Source organism: Rhizobium sp. B21/90 (genome assembly GCF_019355815.1).
Lineage (GTDB): Bacteria > Pseudomonadota > Alphaproteobacteria > Rhizobiales > Rhizobiaceae > Rhizobium > Rhizobium rhododendri.
Genome location: NZ_CP072162.1, coordinates 2,589,946 through 2,607,657, shown reverse-complemented (window position 1 = coordinate 2,607,657; position 17,712 = coordinate 2,589,946). Strand labels below are relative to the sequence as shown.

Here is a 17,712-nt window from a genome sequence, read left to right as displayed (position 1 = left end):
ATGTCCGTTCGTCGACTAGCAGAAAATCAGTTCCAGCCTGCCGGCTTCGCGTTCAGCGACGAGAATTCCGCATGGGTGGACCGGACTATCCAGAAATATCCGGAAGGTCGCCAGCAATCGGCGGTGATCCCGGTGCTGATGCGCGCGCAGGATCAGGAAGGCTGGGTGTCCAAGGCTGCGATCGAAAAGGTCGCCGATATCCTCGGCATGGCCTATATCCGCGTCCTGGAAATCGCTACCTTCTACACCCAGTTCCAGCTGCAACCGGTCGGCACCCGCGCCCATGTGCAGGTATGCGGCACGACCCCTTGCATGCTGCGCGGCTCGCAGAAGCTGATGGATGTCTGCAAGAGCAAGATCCACGAGCACACCTTCGCCCGCAATGCCGAGGGCACGTTGTCCTGGGAAGAGGTCGAATGTCTCGGGGCCTGCGTCAATGCACCGATGGTGATGATCGGCCGCGATACCTACGAAGACCTGACACCGGAACGGCTTAGCGAGATCATCGACACGTTCGAGGCCGGCAAGGGCGCCGAGATCAAGCCGGGTCCGCAGATCGACCGCTGGTTCTCCTCCCCCGAAGGTGGCCCGACGGCTCTTCTCGGCGAATACCAGCCCTACACCAAGGCAGAGGACAAGCCGCCGGAGCCTGCTGCCCCTGCCGCTGAAGGCGCGACAACGCCGCCGTCTGAGGCAGCAAAGCCGAAAAGCACGGATGCCGAGACCAACGCTGCGCTGAAGAGCCCGGCCGATGGCAAGTCGGCAGCGCCAGCGGGTACTCCGAACGCACAGCCGGCAAAGGCGGACAACACAGCGTCCGGTCCGGCCAAGGCCGGCGCCACAGAGCCGGCTGAAGCGCCTGCAGCGCCAACGCCCAAGAAGCCGCAGTGATGATGACAGGAATGGCCAACGTCACGAATGATCGTCTCCAGATGAGCATGAAGCCTATTCTGGCCGACATGGTTCTCGGAAACGCCGAAGCGTATGAATGCGTCGCGTCGACCCGTGGTCGGCTTACAGTCCACACGCTAAACGCAAACGCTGCTCGCGGCGACGTTGCCAATCTGTATAGATCTGTTGGACGTATGAACATGCGACTGTCATGCATCGAAACACGTCTCGAAATAATCGACGAACCGGCGGAATAAGCACATGCTGAACGATCAGGATCGCATCTTCACAAACATCTACGGCCTTCGCGACAAGTCGCTGAAGGGCGCCATGAGCCGTGGCCACTGGGACGGCACCAAACAGATCCTCGAAAAGGGTCGCGACTGGATCATCAACGAGATGAAAGCCTCCGGCCTGCGCGGTCGTGGCGGCGCCGGCTTCCCGACCGGCCTTAAATGGTCGTTCATGCCGAAGGAAAACGACGGACGCCCGCACTACCTCGTCGTCAACGCCGACGAATCGGAGCCGGGCACCTGCAAGGACCGCGACATCCTGCGCCACGATCCGCACACGCTGATCGAAGGCTGCGTCATAGCCTCCTTCGCCATGGGCGCCAACCACGCCTACATCTACGTGCGCGGCGAATACATCCGCGAGCGCGAGGCGCTTCAGGCGGCGATCGACGAATGCTATGATGCCGGCCTGCTCGGCAAGAATAACAAGCTCGGCTACGACATCGACATCATCGTCCATCACGGCGCCGGCGCCTACATCTGCGGCGAGGAAACCGCGCTGCTCGAAAGCCTCGAGGGCAAGAAGGGCCAGCCGCGCCTGAAGCCGCCGTTCCCGGCCAATATGGGCCTCTACGGCTGCCCGACGACGGTCAACAACGTCGAGTCAATCGCCGTTGCGCCGACCATCCTGCGCCGTGGCGCTGCATGGTTCTCCGGCATAGGTCGCCCGAACAACGTCGGCACCAAGCTTTTCATGCTGTCCGGTCACGTCAATAAGCCGGTCACCGTTGAAGAAAGCATGGGGATCACCTTCCGCGAGCTCGTAGAAAAGCATGCCGGTGGCATCCGCGGCGGCTGGGACAATCTGCTGGCGGTCATTCCCGGCGGCGCATCCTGCCCGATCGTTCCTGCCAAGGACATGATCGACGGCATTATGGATTTCGACGGCATGCGGGCCGCAGGTTCGTCCTTCGGTACCGGCGCCTCTATCGTCATGGACAAGTCCACCGACGTCATCAGGGCGATTGCCCGCATCTCGGCCTTCTTCAAGCACGAGAGCTGCGGCCAGTGCACGCCGTGCCGCGAAGGTACCGGCTGGATGTGGCGGGTGCTCGAGCGCATGGCGAAGGGCAATGCCCAGAAGCGCGAGATCGACATGCTTCTGCAGGTCACCAAGCAGATCGAAGGCCACACGATCTGCGCACTTGGCGACGCGGCATCATGGCCAGTGCAGGGCCTGATCCGGCATTTCCGTCCCGAGATCGAAAAGCGTATCGACCAGTACAGTGCCAACGCGCTGGACCACGGCGCCGTACTCGAGGCGGCGGAATAGGAATAACGGTAATGGCGACGCACGAATAGGCGCCGCCCTCCGACTGTTGCGGGGCAGCGAAAGCGGTGACCCGACGAGATGGCGACAGATACGCGGTTGACCCGGGCAACTGTCGGTAGAATGAAGGAAGCAGCCGTGTTGCGGATCGTCTCCGTTGATTCGGGTGCTTGGGGGCAGCGGGCGACCGGGTGGTGGTCTCTGTAGGCGGAATGCTAGGCAATTGCATCGCGCGCGGCTTCTCGGCCGTTTGACGGCGAGGCTGTTGCGGTCATGAATTTGTTGCAGCCGGGTCCGGCGGCAAATGCGAAACAGGACTGAGTGGACGATGGCAAAACTGAAGATTGACGGCAAAGAGATCGAAGTCCCGGATCACTACACGCTCATCCAGGCGTGCGAGGAAGCCGGCGCCGAAGTTCCGCGCTTCTGTTTCCACGAACGCTTGTCAGTCGCCGGCAACTGCCGCATGTGCTTGATCGAGGTCAAGGGCGGACCGCCGAAGCCGCAGGCTTCCTGCGCTATGGGCGTGCGCGATATCAGAGGCGGCCCGAACGGCGAACTCCCGGAAATCTTCACCAACACGCCTATGGTCAAGAAGGCCCGCGAGGGCGTGATGGAATTCCTGCTCATCAACCATCCGCTGGATTGCCCGATCTGCGACCAGGGTGGCGAATGCGACCTGCAGGACCAGGCGATGGCCTTCGGCATCGACTCGTCGCGCTACCGCGAAGACAAGCGTGCGGTCGAGGACAAATATATCGGCCCGTTGGTCAAGACCGTGATGAACCGTTGCATCCACTGCACGCGCTGCGTCCGCTTCACCACCGAAGTCGGCGGCATCTCCGAGCTAGGCCTCATCGGCCGTGGCGAGGATGCAGAAATCACCACCTATCTCGAGCAGGCAATGACCTCCGAGCTGCAGGGCAATGTCGTGGACCTCTGCCCGGTCGGCGCGCTGACATCAAAGCCATTCGCCTTCACGGCCCGTCCGTGGGAACTCAACAAGACCGAATCGATCGACGTCATGGACGCGCTCGGTTCCGCCATCCGCGTCGATACCCGTGGTCGCGAAGTCATGCGCATCCTGCCGCGCACCAACGATGCTATCAACGAGGAATGGATCTCCGACAAGAGCCGGTACATCTGGGACGGCCTGAAGACGCAGCGTCTCGACAAGCCCTATGTCCGTCGCGACGGTCGCCTGCAGGTCGCTACCTGGGCGGAAGCCTTTGCCGCGATCAAGTCGGCAGTCGCCTCCACGTCGGGCGACAAGATCGGCGCAATCGCCGGCGATCTCGCCTCGGTCGAGGAAATGTACGCCCTTTCCGAACTGATGAAGGCGCTCGGGTCTGAAAACCTCGACTGTCGCCAGGATGGGGCGGCATTCGATCCGTCGCTTGGTCGCGCCAGCTATGTCTTCAATCCGACCATCGAGGGCATCGAGGCGGCAGACGCGCTGCTCATCGTCGGCGCCAACCCGCGTTATGAGGCTGCTGTCCTCAACGCGCGTATCCGCAAGCGCTGGCGTCGAGGCAAGTTCCCGATCGGCGTGATCGGTGAAGGCGGCGAGATGCGTTACAAGTACGATTATCTCGGTGCAGGTCCGGATACGCTGCTGGACGTCGTCAACGGCGGCCACGCTTTTGCAGAGATCCTGAAGAATGCCGAACGCCCGATGATCATCGTCGGATCCGGCGCGTTCATCCGCGAAGATGCAGCTGACATCGTTGCAAACGTCGCTAAGCTTGCCGTCGGAGTTGGTGCAGTCACCGAGGGCTGGAACGGGCTTGCCGTTCTGCACACGGTTGCCTCCCGCGTCGGTGGCCTCGATCTCGGCTTTGTGCCGGGTGAGAAGGGCGTCAACGCGGCCGCCATGCTGACGGCGATGGATGTTCTGTTCCTACTCGGCGCCGACGAGATGGATTTCTCGGCCAAGACCGCCAAGTTCACCGTCTACATCGGGTCGCATGGCGACCAGGGTGCCCACACCGCCGACGTCATCCTGCCCGGCGCGACCTATACCGAGAAGTCGGGTATCTGGGTCAATACCGAGGGCCGTGTCCAGATGGGCAACCGCGCCGGCTTCGCACCGGGCGATGCGCGCGAGGATTGGGCGATCCTCCGGGCTCTCTCCGACGTCCTCGGAAAGAAGCTGCCATTTGATTCGCTGAGCCAGTTGCGGTCGAAACTCTACGCTGCATTCCCGCATTTCGCTGAGATCGACGAGATCGCCGTGGCTGACAGTGCCAGAATTGTCGCTTTGTCGAAGAAAGCCGGGAAGATGGGCAAATCCGCGTTTGCGTCGCCGATCAAAGACTTCTATTTGACGAACCCGATAGCCCGCGCCTCCGCTGTTATGGCGGAGTGCTCGGCATTGGCCCGCAACAACTTCCAGGCTGCGGCAGAGTAAGGGTAGGGGACGATGGATTCATTCTTCATGGCCTACGTCTGGCCGACGATCATCATGGTTGGACAGTCGCTCCTGCTGCTCGTCTGCCTGCTGGTCTTCATCGCCTTCATCCTGCTTGCCGACCGCAAGATCTGGGCCGCAGTGCAACTGCGTCGCGGCCCCAACGTCGTCGGTCCTTTCGGCCTGTTTCAGTCGTTTGCCGACCTTTTGAAGTTCATTTTCAAGGAGCCGCTGATCCCGGCGGGCGCCAACAAGGGCGTCTTCCTGCTGGCGCCTCTGGTTTCGGTGACGCTGGCGCTGATGACCTGGGCGGTTATTCCGCTGGCCAACGGCTGGGTCATCGCCAACATCAATGTCGGCATCCTCTACATCCTGGCGATCTCGTCTCTCGAGGTCTACGCCATCATCATGGCCGGCTGGGGATCGAACTCGAAATATCCGTTCCTCGGCGCGCTGCGTTCTGCGGCACAGATGGTCTCCTACGAAGTCTCGATCGGCCTCGTGATCGTTACCGTGCTGCTCTGCGTTGGCTCTCTCAATCTCTCCGACATCGTGCTGTCTCAGAAGATCGGCCTTGGCACCAAGATCGGCTTGCCCTCGTCCTTCCTCGACTGGCATTGGCTGTCGCTGTTCCCGATGTTCATCATCTTCTTCATCTCGGCGCTGGCCGAGACGAACCGTCCTCCCTTCGATCTTCCTGAAGCGGAGTCCGAGCTGGTGGCCGGCTACATGGTCGAGTACGGCTCGTCGATGTACATGATGTTCATGCTCGGCGAATATTGCGCCATCGTCATGATGTGCTCGCTGACGACGATCCTGTTCCTCGGCGGCTGGTTGCCTCCGCTGGATGTCTGGTTCCTGAACTGGGTTCCCGGCGTCATCTGGTTCCTGATCAAGTCGTGCCTGGTGTTCTTCATGTTCGCCATGGTCAAGGCCTTCGTTCCGCGCTACCGCTACGACCAGCTCATGCGCCTCGGCTGGAAGGTATTCCTGCCGCTGTCGCTCGCCATGGTCGTCATCGTCGCATTCGTCCTGAAGCTGACGGGATGGGCATGATCATGTCCGTCTCGCTTTCATGCAGATTTGGAGTTTAAAATGGCCGGATTATCCAACGCCATCGGCTCGCTGTTTCTGAAGGAATTCGCCGGCGCCTTCCTGCTGACGATGCGCTATTTCTTCAAGCAGAAAGCGACCATCAACTATCCCTTCGAAAAGGGACCGGTCAGCCCGCGCTTCCGGGGCGAGCATGCGTTGCGCCGCTATCCGAACGGCGAAGAGCGCTGCATCGCCTGCAAGCTGTGCGAAGCGATCTGTCCGGCGCAGGCGATCACCATCGAGGCTGGCCCGCGCCGCAACGACGGAACCCGCCGCACCGTTCGTTATGACATTGACATGGTGAAGTGCATTTATTGCGGCTTCTGCCAGGAAGCCTGCCCGGTCGACGCCATCGTCGAGGGGCCGAATTTCGAGTTTGCCACGGAAACCCGCGAAGAACTGTATTTCGACAAGCAGCGGCTTCTGGATAACGGCGATCGCTGGGAGCGCGAAATCGCTCGCAACATCGCAATCGACTCGCCCTATCGCTGAGCCGTTGCGCCTGAATATGCCATGACGGCCGGCGGCACTTTTCGCCATCGCCATGGTTCAAGATAGACCGGGGCTTCGCGTCATTGTTGCGAAGCCGGATCGGGCCGGGGGTTTTCTCCCGATTGCCCGGGGGAAGATGAAAAAGGCACCAACATGGGTCTGCAGGCTCTATTTTTCTATCTGTTCGCCTTCATCGCGGTAGCGTCGGCGTTCATGGTCATTTCGGCGCGGAACCCGGTTCACTCGGTCCTGTTCCTCATCCTGACATTCTTCAACGCGGCCGGCCTGTTCTTGCTTCTGGGTGCCGAGTTCCTGGCGATGATCCTGCTGGTCGTTTATGTCGGCGCCGTGGCGGTGTTGTTCCTTTTCGTCGTCATGATGCTCGACGTCGACTTTGCCGAACTGCGCTCCGGGCTTTTGAGCTACGCGCCGATCGGGGCGATAATCGGGATCATCCTCGCTGCCGAACTGATCGTCGTGGTCGGCGGCAGCGTCATTTCGCCTGAGATCGCCAAGACCGTGGCGATGCCCATCCCCGATCTTGCCACCCGCACGAACACCGCAGCGCTCGGCGACGTCCTCTATACAAACTACGTCTTCTTCTTCGAGATCGCCGGCCTCGTGCTGCTGGTGTCGATGATCGGCGCCATCGTGCTGACGCTGCGCCATCGGGTGAACATCAAGCGCCAGGATATTTCCAAACAGGTTGCCCGTACGCCGGCGACTGCCGTCGAGGTAGTTTCCGTCAAGCCCGGGCAGGGCATCTGAGCTGAGACGCGGGGATAAAGGAACAACACTATGGTCATCGGTCTTTCCCACTACCTGACGGTCAGCGCCATCCTCTTCGTGCTCGGCGTCTTCGGCATCTTCCTGAACCGCAAGAACGTCATCATCATCCTGATGTCGATCGAGCTGATCCTGCTTGCGGTCAACATCAACATGGTTGCCTTCTCGTCTTTCCTGAACGACATCGTCGGCCAGGTCTTCGCGCTGTTCATCCTGACCGTCGCTGCTGCTGAAGCTGCCATCGGCCTTGCAATTCTGGTGGTCTTCTACCGAAACCGCGGCTCCATCGCCGTGGAAGACGTCAATGTGATGAAGGGCTGATCGCGCTATGTTGTTGTATAAGGCAATCGTCTTTCTTCCCCTGATCGGTGCCCTGATCGTCGGCTATTTCGGCAGGCAGATGGGCGCCAAGGCGTCGGAATATCTCACATCCGGCCTGATGATCATCGTCGCCGTGCTGTCGTGGATCGTCTTCTTCCAGGTTGCCCTCGGCACCCAGGAAACGCTCGTCGTAGACCTGTTCCGCTGGATGCAGTCCGGCCGCTTCGATGTCTCCTGGCAGCTCCGCATCGACACGCTGACTGCCGTCATGTTCGTCGTGGTCAACACGGTCTCGACACTCGTGCACATATACTCGATCGGCTACATGCACGACGATCCCAACCGTCCGCGCTTCTTCGCCTATTTGTCGCTGTTCACCTTCATGATGCTCATGCTGGTGACTGCCAACAACCTGCTGCAGCTGTTCTTCGGCTGGGAAGGCGTCGGCCTGGCATCCTACCTGCTGATCGGCTTCTGGTTCCAGAAGCCTTCGGCGAACGCCGCCGCCATCAAGGCTTTCGTCGTCAACCGCATCGGCGACTTCGGCTTCCTGCTCGGCATCGCCGGCGTCTTCGTGCTGTTCGGCTCGGTCAGCTTCGACGTGATCTTCTCGAACGCCCAGTCCTTTGCTGCAAATAGCCGCGCCGATCAGGTCGTGCTCAGCTTCCTCGGCATGCACCTCAATCACACCAATGCCCTGACCGCCGTCTGCCTGCTGCTGTTCATGGGTGCCATGGGCAAGTCGGCGCAGTTCCTGCTGCACACCTGGCTGCCGGATGCCATGGAAGGCCCGACACCGGTGTCGGCGCTGATCCATGCCGCGACCATGGTGACGGCCGGTGTCTTCCTCGTCGCCCGCATGTCTCCGTTGTTCGAACTGTCGCCGGATGCGCTGGTCGTCGTCACCACCATCGGCGCCATCACCGCGTTCTTCGCGGCAACCGTCGGCCTGGTCCAGAACGACATCAAGCGCGTCATCGCCTATTCAACCTGTTCGCAGCTCGGCTACATGTTCGTGGCGCTGGGCGTCGGCGCCTATGGCCCGGCGATCTTTCACCTCTTCACCCACGCCTTCTTCAAGGCGCTGCTGTTCCTCTGCGCCGGCTCTGTCATCCACTCCGTCGGCGGCGAGCAGGACATGCGCAAGATGGGCGGCCTGCGTCCGCATATCCAGAAGACCTTCTGGATGATGATCGTCGGCACGCTGGCAATCACCGGCTTCGGCATTCCGTTCACCTCGATCGGCTTTGCCGGCTTCTTCTCCAAGGATGCCATAATCGAGGCCTCCTTCGCCTCGAACAGCCCGGTCGCAGGCTTCGCCTTCACGCTGCTGGTCATTGCCGCGCTGTTCACCAGCTTCTACTCCTGGCGCCTGATCTTCCTCACCTTCTTCGGCAAGCCACGCGCCTCGCACGAGGTCATGCACCATGTGCATGAATCTCCGAACGTCATGCTGGTGCCGCTCTACGTGCTGGGCCTTGGCGCACTTGCCGCCGGTTTCCTGTTCCATACGGAGTTCGTCGGCGAAGGTTTCGAACATTTCTGGAAGGGTGCCCTGTTCATGGCGCCGTCCAACCATATCCTGGAAGAAATGGAGCACCTGCCCACCTGGGTCGAGCTCAGCCCGTTCATCGCCATGGTCATCGGCTTCGTGCTGGCCTGGTACATGTATATCAAGTCGCCCGAGACCCCGAAGGCGCTGGCGCGCCAGCAGCGCGTGCTCTACCAGTTCCTGCTCAACAAGTGGTACTTCGACGAACTCTACGACTTTCTGTTCGTCCGGTCCTCCAAGGCGCTCGGCCGCTTCCTGTGGCACGGCGTCGATGAAGGCACGATCGATCGGTTCGGCCCGAACGGTGTTGCCGCCCGTGTCGTCGACCTTGCCAACCAGGTCGTTCGCCTGCAGACCGGCTACCTCTACCACTATGCCTTCGCGATGCTGCTCGGCGTTGCAGCCCTCGTTACCTGGATGATGCTCGGGAGTTCTATCTGATGACCGATTGGCCAATTCTTTCCACGGTCATTTTCCTGCCGCTGGTCGGCTGCCTGCTGTTGTTGTTCATGCGTGACGACACACCCGCCGGCCGCCAGAACATCATGATCATCTCGCTCGTGACGACGCTCGTCACCTTCGTGGTCTCACTCTTCGTCTGGATCGGCTTCGACAACGGCAACGCCGGCTTCCAGATGGTCGAGAAATACAACTGGCTTGCCCGCGGCATCTCCTATCATGTCGGTGTCGATGGCATTTCCATGCTGTTCATCGTGCTGTCGACCTTCCTGATGCCGTTCGGCGTGCTGACCTCATGGAATGCGATCACCTACCGCGTCCGCGACTACATGATCGCCTTTCTGGTGCTCGAAACGGTCATCCTCGGCGTGTTCGCGTCGCTCGATATCGTGCTGTTCTACGTATTCTTCGAGGCCAGCCTGATCCCGATGTTCCTGATCATCGGCGTATGGGGTGGCCCACGGCGCATCTATGCCTCGTTCAAGTTCTTCCTTTATACGCTGCTCGGCTCGATCTTCATGCTGGTCGCGATCATCGTCGTCTACAACGAGGTCGGCTCGACGGCGATTCCGGACATCCTGGCGCATCACTATACGGAGCGAATGCAGTTCTGGTTGTGGCTGGCGTTCTTTGTTTCCTTCGCGGTGAAAGTGCCGATGTGGCCGTTCCACACGTGGCTCCCCGACGCCCACGTCGAGGCGCCGACGGCAGGCTCGGTCGACCTTGCGGCGCTGCTTCTGAAGTTCGGCGGCTACGGCTTCCTGCGCTTCTCGCTGCCGATGTTCCCGGATGCCTCTGCCTATTTCGCGCCGATGATGATGGTGCTCTCGGTCATCGCCATCATTTACGCGTCCTACGTGGCCCTGATGCAGACGGACATCAAGAAGATGATCGCCTACTCCTCGGTCGCCCACATGGGCTACGTGACGATGGGTATCTTCGCGGTCAATCAGCAGGGCATCCACGGCGCCCTGTTCCAGATGCTGTCGCACGGTCTTATCTCTGGCGCGCTGTTCCTTTGCGTCGGCGTTATCTATGAGCGCATGCACACCCGCGACATCACCGCCTATGGCGGTATCGTCAGCACCATGCCGAAATACGCAGTGGCGTTCATGTTCTTCACCATGGCCAATGTCGGTCTGCCCGGCACGTCCGGTTTCGTCGGCGAGTTGCTGACTACGATCGGCGTCTTCCGCATCAGCACCTGGACAGCGTTCTTTGCCGCTACCGGCGTTATCCTGTCGGCTGCCTATATGCTCTGGCTCTATCGCCGAATGATCTTCGGCGCGGTCACCAACCCGAAGATCAAGGACCTCCTCGACATCTCGATCCGGGAAAAGTTCATCGTCTATCCGATGATCCTGGTGACGCTGTTCTTCGGGATTTATCCGCAGCCTGTTTTCGACGTCTCCGCTGCGTCTGTCGACTTGCTGATACATAACTACAATGCTGCGCTGCACGTCACGCCGCTTGCACCACAGCCGAAGTAAGAACGGGACGTATTGACATGATCGCGGAAACAATTTCAGCTAGTCTTTATCTCTCCGTCCCGGAGATCATCCTTGCTATCGGCGCGCTGGTGCTGCTGATGGTCGGCGTGTTCGCAGGTGAACGCTCGGGGCGGCTGGTCACTGGACTTGCCATTCTGGTGCTCACCGCCGCAGCGCTGTGGATCCTGTTCGTCCAGGGCACCGGCTCAGCCTATGGCGGTGCCTACGTCGCCGATGGCTACGCGCGCTTCATGAAGATCACGGCGCTGGTGGGCTCTGGCGTCGCCATGTTCATGGTGATGGGCGAGGGCAGCGACGAGCAGCTCGACCGCTTCGAATATCCGGTCCTGCTGCTGCTGGCGACGCTGGGCATAGTCCTGATGATCTCGGCCCACGACCTGATTTCGCTCTACCTTTCGTTGGAACTGCAGTCGCTGGCACTTTACGTGGTCTGCGCCATCAATCGAGACAGCCTGCGCTCGACGGAAGCCGGCCTCAAATATTTCGTCCTCGGCGCCCTTTCGTCCGGCATGCTGCTTTACGGCATGTCTTTGGTCTACGGCTTCACCGGCCACACGACGTTCGATGGCATCGCCACGGCGTTGGCCGGCGGACGCTCGCTCGGTCTGGTGTTCGGCCTGGTCTTCGTGATCGCCGGTCTCGCCTTCAAGATCTCGGCCGTGCCGTTCCATATGTGGACGCCCGATGTATACGAAGGTGCACCCACCGGCGTAACCGCATTTCTGTCAGGCGCACCCAAGGTTGCCGCCATGGCGCTGCTGGTGCGTATCACCACCACTGCTTTCCACCCTGTCATCGGCGACTGGCAGCAGATCATCATCTTCGTCGCAATCGCCTCGATGCTGCTCGGTTCCTTTGCCGCTGTCGGCCAGCCAAACATCAAGCGGCTGATGGCCTATTCGTCGATCGCCAACATGGGCTATGCACTGGTCGGCCTTGCCGCCGCAAATGCACACGGCGTGTCGAGCGTGATGATGTATATGCTGATATACATGATCATGACGCTTGGCGCTTTCGCTTGCATCATGGCCATGCGCCTTAAGGACGGAACACGCGTCGAGAAGGTTAGCGATCTCGCCGGCCTGTCGGTGACCAATCCTTTCATGGCATTCGTGCTCACGATCCAGATGTTTTCCATGGCCGGCATTCCGCCCATGGCTGGCTTCTTTGCTAAGTATTTCGTCTTCACGGCGGCCGTCGAAGCAAAGCTCTATGCCCTGTCGGTCATCGGCCTGATGGCCTCGGTCGTCGGTGCCTACTACTATCTGCGCGTCGTCCGCGTCATGTGGTTCGACAAGGCGACTGTCGAGTTTGCGCGGGTTCCCGGCACGCTGCGCATCGTCTTCGGCGCTTCATGCATCTTCGTGCTCGCCTATGCCTTCTTCGGCGGCGCGCTTGGCACGGCGGCAGACGTCGCGGCCACGACGCTGTTTTGACGGCGGCGGATACAGGACGTCGGCGGGAGGTCGACTATCGGCACGTGGCGCTTGGCGAGACGATCTCTACCAACAGCGAGTGCTTGTCGCGGGCACGGGCCGGCGACAGCGGCAATCTCTGGGTCACGGCTTCAAGGCAGACAGGTGGGCGCGGGCGTCGTGGCCGTGCCTGGGCGTCCGAGCCCGGCAATCTCTATTCTTCCCTTCTGCTCATAGATCTCGCGCCGATGGAGCGGATTGGGTCGCTTCCTCTGGCAGTCGCGGTTGCGGTCCAGGAGGCAGTGCGATCGGTGATGCCAGCCGGCGGTAACCCGGTCGAAGTCAAATGGCCGAACGATCTCCTCATCGGCCGCAAAAAGACCAGCGGCATCCTGATCGAGGGCGAGGCGCTGTCTGACGGCCGCTACGCACTTGTCATAGGCATCGGCATAAATGTTGCGGTCATGCCCGACAACCCGCTATACCCGGTGACTTCGCTTGCCGAGCAAGGTGCTGCAGTTTCACCGGAAGAGTTGTTTGCGCACCTCTATGCGGCGATGGCAGAGGCTTTGAAGGAATGGAACGGCGGCCACGGTGTGGCGGAAACGGTGGCGCGTTGGCGAAGGGTCGCCTGCGGCATCGGTGAGAAGATAACGGTAAACCTGCCTGACCGGTCGATTTCCGGCCATTTCGCAGGGATAGATGATAGTGGCTTGCTCAAGCTCGATACCGGCGATGGCCGGCTGATGACGATCGCCGCAGGCGACGTCTTTTTCGGATAATGGATTAAAGAACAGAATGGCTAATCAAGACGAACTGGTGTTCCTGCCGCTGGGCGGCGTTGGCGAGATCGGTATGAATCTCGCGCTCTACGGCTACGGCCCCAAGGACCATCGTCAATGGATCATGGTCGATTGCGGCGTGACTTTCCCCGGTCCGGACCTGCCGGGCGTCGATCTCGTGCTGCCTGACATCCGTTTCCTCGCCAAGGAACGCAAGAACCTCAAGGCGATCATCATCACCCACGCCCACGAGGACCACTACGGCGCCCTCAACGATCTGTGGCCCGGCCTGAATGTCCCGGTCTACGCCTCCGGGTTCACCGCCGGCCTGCTGGAAGCCAAGCGCAACTATGAGCGCAACACAATGGGCCAGATCCCGATCACGCCGTTCAAGGCCGGCGACCGGGTGAATATCGGTCCGTTCGAAGTCGAGGCTATCGGCGTGAACCATTCCATTCCCGAGCCGATGTCGCTGGTCATCCGTACGCCGCTCGGCAATGTCGTCCACACCGGCGACTGGAAGATTGACCACGAGCCGTCGCTTGGACCTTTCACCGATGAAGCCCGCTTCCGCCAGGTTGGCGACGAGGGCGTTCTGGCGCTGCTCTGCGATTCTACCAACGCCATGCGCGACGGCGTTTCCCCTTCCGAAAGATCCGTGTCCGAAAGTCTCGGCAGGATCATCGCCAGCGCCGAAGGCCGCGTGGCGATCACCACCTTCTCCTCGAACGTCGGTCGTATCCGCACCGTCGCCCAGGCTGCGGAAGCAGCCGGACGCGAGATCCTGCTGCTTGGTTCGTCGCTGAAGCGCGTCGTCGAGGTTGCCCGCGACAATGGCCTGATGGAGGGCATTAAGCCATTCATCGCCGAAGACGAGTATGGCTACATCCCGCGCGACAAGGTCGTCATCATCCTGACCGGTAGTCAGGGCGAGCAGCGCGCGGCACTCGCCAAGCTCTCCCGCGACGAGATGCGCAACGTCGCGCTGTCGTCCGGCGACATCGTCGTGTTTTCGTCGCGCGCCATTCCCGGCAACGAAAAGGCCATTGGCGATATCAAGAACGGCCTGATCGAGCAGGGCATCCAGATCATCACCGACAACGATGCCCTCGTGCACGTCTCCGGCCATCCCCGCCGCAACGAATTGCAGCAGATGTACCAGTGGGTTCGCCCACAGGTGCTCGTGCCTGTGCACGGCGAGGCCGCCCATCTCGTCGCCCAGAAACTGCTCGGCGAGCAGTCCGGTATTCCGCTCGTGCCGAAGGTTCGCAACGGCGACATTCTGCGCCTGGCGCCAGGTCCCGTCGAAGTCATCGGCGAAGCGCCGCACGGCCGTATTTTCAAGGACGGCACGCTGATCGGCGACTACGATGAAATGGGCATCGGCGACCGCAAGAAGCTCTCCTTCGTTGGCCATGTCACCATCAACGTTCTGCTCGACAGCAAACTGGACATCGTCGGAGACCCCGACCTCGTTGCGATCGGCCTGCCGCAGTTCGACGTCGAGGGCGAAGAGATGGAGGACACGCTGTTCCACGCGGTCGTCAGCGCCATCGAAAGCATTCCGCGCGCTCGCCGCAAGGATATCGCCATGCTGCAGGAAGCGGTACGCCGCGCCGTTCGCTCGACAGCCAATGCCGTCTGGGGGAAGAAGCCGATCGTCACCGTCTTCATGAACAAGATCTGAGGCATCACACACGGAGGCAGCCATGCTCGGGCGGGTCAATCATATTGCCATTGCCGTTCCCGACCTGGCTGCCGCTGCCGCTGTCTACCGGGACACACTGGGGGCGGCGGTGTCTCAGCCGCAGGCGCTCGCTGACCACGGCGTGACAGTCGTCTTCGTCGAACTTCCCAATACCAAGATCGAATTGCTGGAGCCGCTCGGCACCGGTTCGCCGCTTTCGGCATTCCTTACCCGAAATCCGGATGGCGGCATGCACCATGTCTGCTACGAGGTGGACGACATCATCGCGGCCCGCGACCGGATGCTTGCCGGCGGGGCGAGGGTGCTTGGCGACGGTCAGCCGAAGATAGGCGCCCATGGCAGGCCGGTGCTCTTTCTTCATCCAAAGGATTTCATGGGCACGCTGATCGAGCTCGAACAGATCTGACAAGACGCACGCGGCAGTGCTTGGCGCCGCCCCGCGTTGCCCTTATAGTCGGAGCGGGAGAGTGTGCAGTCCGGCTTTGATTTCCGCTGGCTGCCATCTGTGGTGAGGAGCGCAGCATGATACAGCCTGTTCTATCGGCAATGGCAGTCTATTTTGTAGTGTGGTGGATCACGCTCTTCGCCATTCTGCCAATCGGCCTCCGGACGCAGGAGGAAGATAACCATGTTGTGCTCGGCACCGTGGCAAGCGCCCCAACGAAATTCAGGGCTGCAAGGGTGGTGATGCTGACGACGCTGACATCCGGTATTCTCTACGGCACGTGGTATATCTGTTCCACCTATCTGGGCCTCAGCATCGACGCCATTCCGCAGATCGTTCCGCGCTTCGAATAGTGGAATTGGATATCGCAGCGCTTTGCGCGCGATAATCGGCAGGGTTGCTGTCATCGCTGCAACCCATCCCGTGTGTCATACGCCCGTCATCTATCGGATGCATAGACGGCACTGCGCGAAGTGTAATCCGCCGCCTTGCTGTTAATATTTCGGGCTTCGTGAAAGGCCAAAAAAAAACAAGGCCAGAAGCCTTGTTTTCAAAGTATCGCGTGATCCGTAACCGTTACCGGGGCTGCGACTAAGCGCGCCTAAGATCTAATCCTCCCAAGACTTGACCGCGAGATCGACAGGAATTTAATCATCCTGCCTCTTTTGTGAGCTGAAACTAGCCCAAGGAGGGGGCTTTGTCATCTGTTTTTTTGCATATTTGTTACACCCGCGCAAATTTTTTCTGTTGACAAGTTTTTACTAAAGTCGTCAATCGTGCGTCATTTTGGCGCGGTCCGCCGAAAGGTGGGGATGGTGCATGCCGCTCCCCCGATGCGCCGTGAAGGCGGGCAAATGCGGGTTTCTTTCCGTCCGCGAAGCAGCTATGAACGCCCCCAGCGTTAACTTTTTTGCGATTCCGCCAGTAGTGGATTCGTACAACCTCTGGAATATGCGATGCGCCTGTCCCGATACTTCATGCCTATCCTCAAGGAAAATCCCAAGGAAGCGGAAATCGTCTCGCATCGACTGATGCTGCGCGCCGGCATGATCCGCCAGCAGAGCCAGGGCATCTACTCGTGGCTGCCGCTCGGCAAGCGTGTTCTCGACAAGGTCAACAACATCATTCGCGAGGAGCAAAACCGCTCCGGCGCCATCGAGCTGTCGATGCCGACGCTTCAGTCGGCCGAACTCTGGCAGGAAAGCGGACGTTACGAAGCGTATGGCAAGGAAATGCTGCGCATCAAGGACCGTCAGGACCGGCCCATGCTCTACGGCCCGACCAACGAGGAAATGATCACGGACATTTTCCGTTCGTCAGTCAAATCCTACAAGGATTTGCCCCTCAACCTCTATCACATCCAGCTGAAATTCCGCGATGAGATCCGTCCGCGCTTCGGCACCATGCGCTCGCGCGAGTTCATGATGAAGGACGCCTATTCCTTCGACCTGACCAAGGAGGGTGCCGAACATTCGTACAAGAAGATGTTCGCGGCCTACCTGCGGACGTTCGAGCGGCTTGGCCTGCGCGCCATCCCGATGCGCGCCGACACCGGCCCCATCGGCGGCGACCTCAGCCATGAGTTTATCATTCTGGCCGACACCGGCGAGTCGGAAGTCTTCAGCCACCGCGACTTTGTGAAATTCGACATCCCTGCCGAGGACACTGACTTCGACGATATCGCCGGCATCAACGCGATCTTCGAAAAGTGGACATCGGTCTACGCCGCCACTTCCGAAATGCACGATGAGGCGGCCTTCGATGCCATCCCCGATAGCGAGCGCCTGTCCGCGCGCGGTATCGAAGTTGGCCACATCTTCTATTTCGGCACCAAATACTCCGAGCCGATGAACGCCAAGGTACAGGGTCCCGATGGCAAGGAGCACCTCGTTCACATGGGCTCCTACGGCATCGGACCGACACGTCTGGTGCCTGCCATCATCGAAGCGTCGCACGATGAAAACGGAATCATCTGGCCAGCATCCGTATCTCCCTTCGATGCCATCATCATCAACATGAAGGCGGGTGACGAAGCCTGTGATTCTGCCTGCGAAAAGCTTTATTCGACGCTTACCAAGGCGGGCAGGGACATCCTCCTCGATGACCGCGACGACCGGGCCGGCACGAAATTCGCGACGGCAGACCTGATCGGCGTGCCGCTGCAGATCATCGTCGGTCCACGCTCCGTTGCGTCGGGCGAGGTGGAGGTCAAGGATCGCAAGACCGGTGCGCGCGAGACCATGACCATGGACGCTGCAATCAACCGGCTTCTGGGCTGAGCG

Annotated in this window: 14 protein-coding genes and 1 pseudogene; all 15 read left to right on the top strand. The window is 60.4% G+C overall.

Annotated features, from left to right (window positions below; genetic code table 11):
* Window positions 1–867: pseudogene (nuoE, locus tag J5278_RS12480) on the top strand (NADH-quinone oxidoreductase subunit NuoE); the annotation flags it as partial.
* A gap of 285 nt (window positions 868–1,152) precedes the next feature.
* The gene (nuoF, locus tag J5278_RS12475) at window positions 1,153–2,457 is read left to right on the top strand and encodes an NADH-quinone oxidoreductase subunit NuoF (RefSeq protein WP_142829051.1); all 1,305 of its coding nucleotides are present in this window, start codon (window positions 1,153–1,155) and stop codon (window positions 2,455–2,457) included.
* Between the two features lie 325 nt (window positions 2,458–2,782).
* Window positions 2,783–4,864: an NADH-quinone oxidoreductase subunit NuoG gene (nuoG, locus tag J5278_RS12470; protein WP_209183506.1), complete on the top strand. Its 2,082-nt coding sequence runs from the start codon at window positions 2,783–2,785 to the stop codon at window positions 4,862–4,864.
* Window positions 4,865–4,876: 12 nt separating this feature from the next.
* Window positions 4,877–5,920 (top strand): NADH-quinone oxidoreductase subunit NuoH, encoded by a 1,044-nt coding sequence (gene nuoH, locus J5278_RS12465; protein ID WP_209183508.1) that lies wholly within the window; start codon window positions 4,877–4,879, stop codon window positions 5,918–5,920.
* A 39-nt stretch (window positions 5,921–5,959) separates the two neighbouring features.
* Window positions 5,960–6,451 (top strand): NADH-quinone oxidoreductase subunit NuoI, encoded by a 492-nt coding sequence (gene nuoI, locus J5278_RS12460; RefSeq protein WP_111220581.1) that lies wholly within the window; start codon window positions 5,960–5,962, stop codon window positions 6,449–6,451.
* A gap of 153 nt (window positions 6,452–6,604) precedes the next feature.
* Entirely contained in the window at window positions 6,605–7,219 is a 615-nt protein-coding gene (locus tag J5278_RS12455; RefSeq protein ID WP_142829048.1) for an NADH-quinone oxidoreductase subunit J, read from the top strand.
* Window positions 7,220–7,249: 30 nt separating this feature from the next.
* Window positions 7,250–7,558 carry an NADH-quinone oxidoreductase subunit NuoK gene (gene nuoK, locus J5278_RS12450; RefSeq protein ID WP_004122490.1) on the top strand — a complete coding sequence of 103 codons (309 nt, stop codon included), beginning with the start codon at window positions 7,250–7,252 and terminating at the stop codon, window positions 7,556–7,558.
* 7 nt (window positions 7,559–7,565) lie between these two features.
* Window positions 7,566–9,551 carry an NADH-quinone oxidoreductase subunit L gene (gene nuoL, locus J5278_RS12445; protein ID WP_209187387.1) on the top strand — a complete coding sequence of 662 codons (1,986 nt, stop codon included), beginning with the start codon at window positions 7,566–7,568 and terminating at the stop codon, window positions 9,549–9,551.
* Complete coding sequence (locus J5278_RS12440; protein ID WP_142829046.1) at window positions 9,551–11,059, top strand: NADH-quinone oxidoreductase subunit M; 1,509 nt, start codon at window positions 9,551–9,553, stop codon at window positions 11,057–11,059. Before nuoL ends, J5278_RS12440 begins: the two co-directional genes overlap by 1 nt.
* A gap of 17 nt (window positions 11,060–11,076) precedes the next feature.
* The gene (nuoN, locus tag J5278_RS12435; RefSeq protein ID WP_209183512.1) at window positions 11,077–12,516 is read left to right on the top strand and encodes an NADH-quinone oxidoreductase subunit NuoN; all 1,440 of its coding nucleotides are present in this window, start codon (window positions 11,077–11,079) and stop codon (window positions 12,514–12,516) included.
* Entirely contained in the window at window positions 12,513–13,277 is a 765-nt protein-coding gene (locus J5278_RS12430; RefSeq protein WP_247749030.1) for a biotin--[acetyl-CoA-carboxylase] ligase, read from the top strand. The genes nuoN and J5278_RS12430 overlap by 4 nt, the downstream gene beginning before the upstream one ends.
* 16 nt (window positions 13,278–13,293) lie before the next feature.
* Entirely contained in the window at window positions 13,294–14,964 is a 1,671-nt protein-coding gene (locus J5278_RS12425) for a ribonuclease J (RefSeq protein ID WP_209183517.1), read from the top strand.
* Between the two features lie 22 nt (window positions 14,965–14,986).
* The gene (gene mce, locus J5278_RS12420) at window positions 14,987–15,391 is read left to right on the top strand and encodes a methylmalonyl-CoA epimerase (RefSeq protein WP_209183519.1); all 405 of its coding nucleotides are present in this window, start codon (window positions 14,987–14,989) and stop codon (window positions 15,389–15,391) included.
* 116 nt (window positions 15,392–15,507) lie between these two features.
* Window positions 15,508–15,783 (top strand): DUF1467 family protein, encoded by a 276-nt coding sequence (locus J5278_RS12415; RefSeq protein WP_111220589.1) that lies wholly within the window; start codon window positions 15,508–15,510, stop codon window positions 15,781–15,783.
* A 603-nt stretch (window positions 15,784–16,386) separates the two neighbouring features.
* On the top strand, window positions 16,387–17,709 hold the full coding sequence (proS, locus tag J5278_RS12410) for a proline--tRNA ligase (RefSeq protein ID WP_209183521.1): 1,323 nt from the start codon (window positions 16,387–16,389) through the stop codon (window positions 17,707–17,709).
* The last annotated feature ends 3 nt before the right edge of the window (window positions 17,710–17,712 follow it).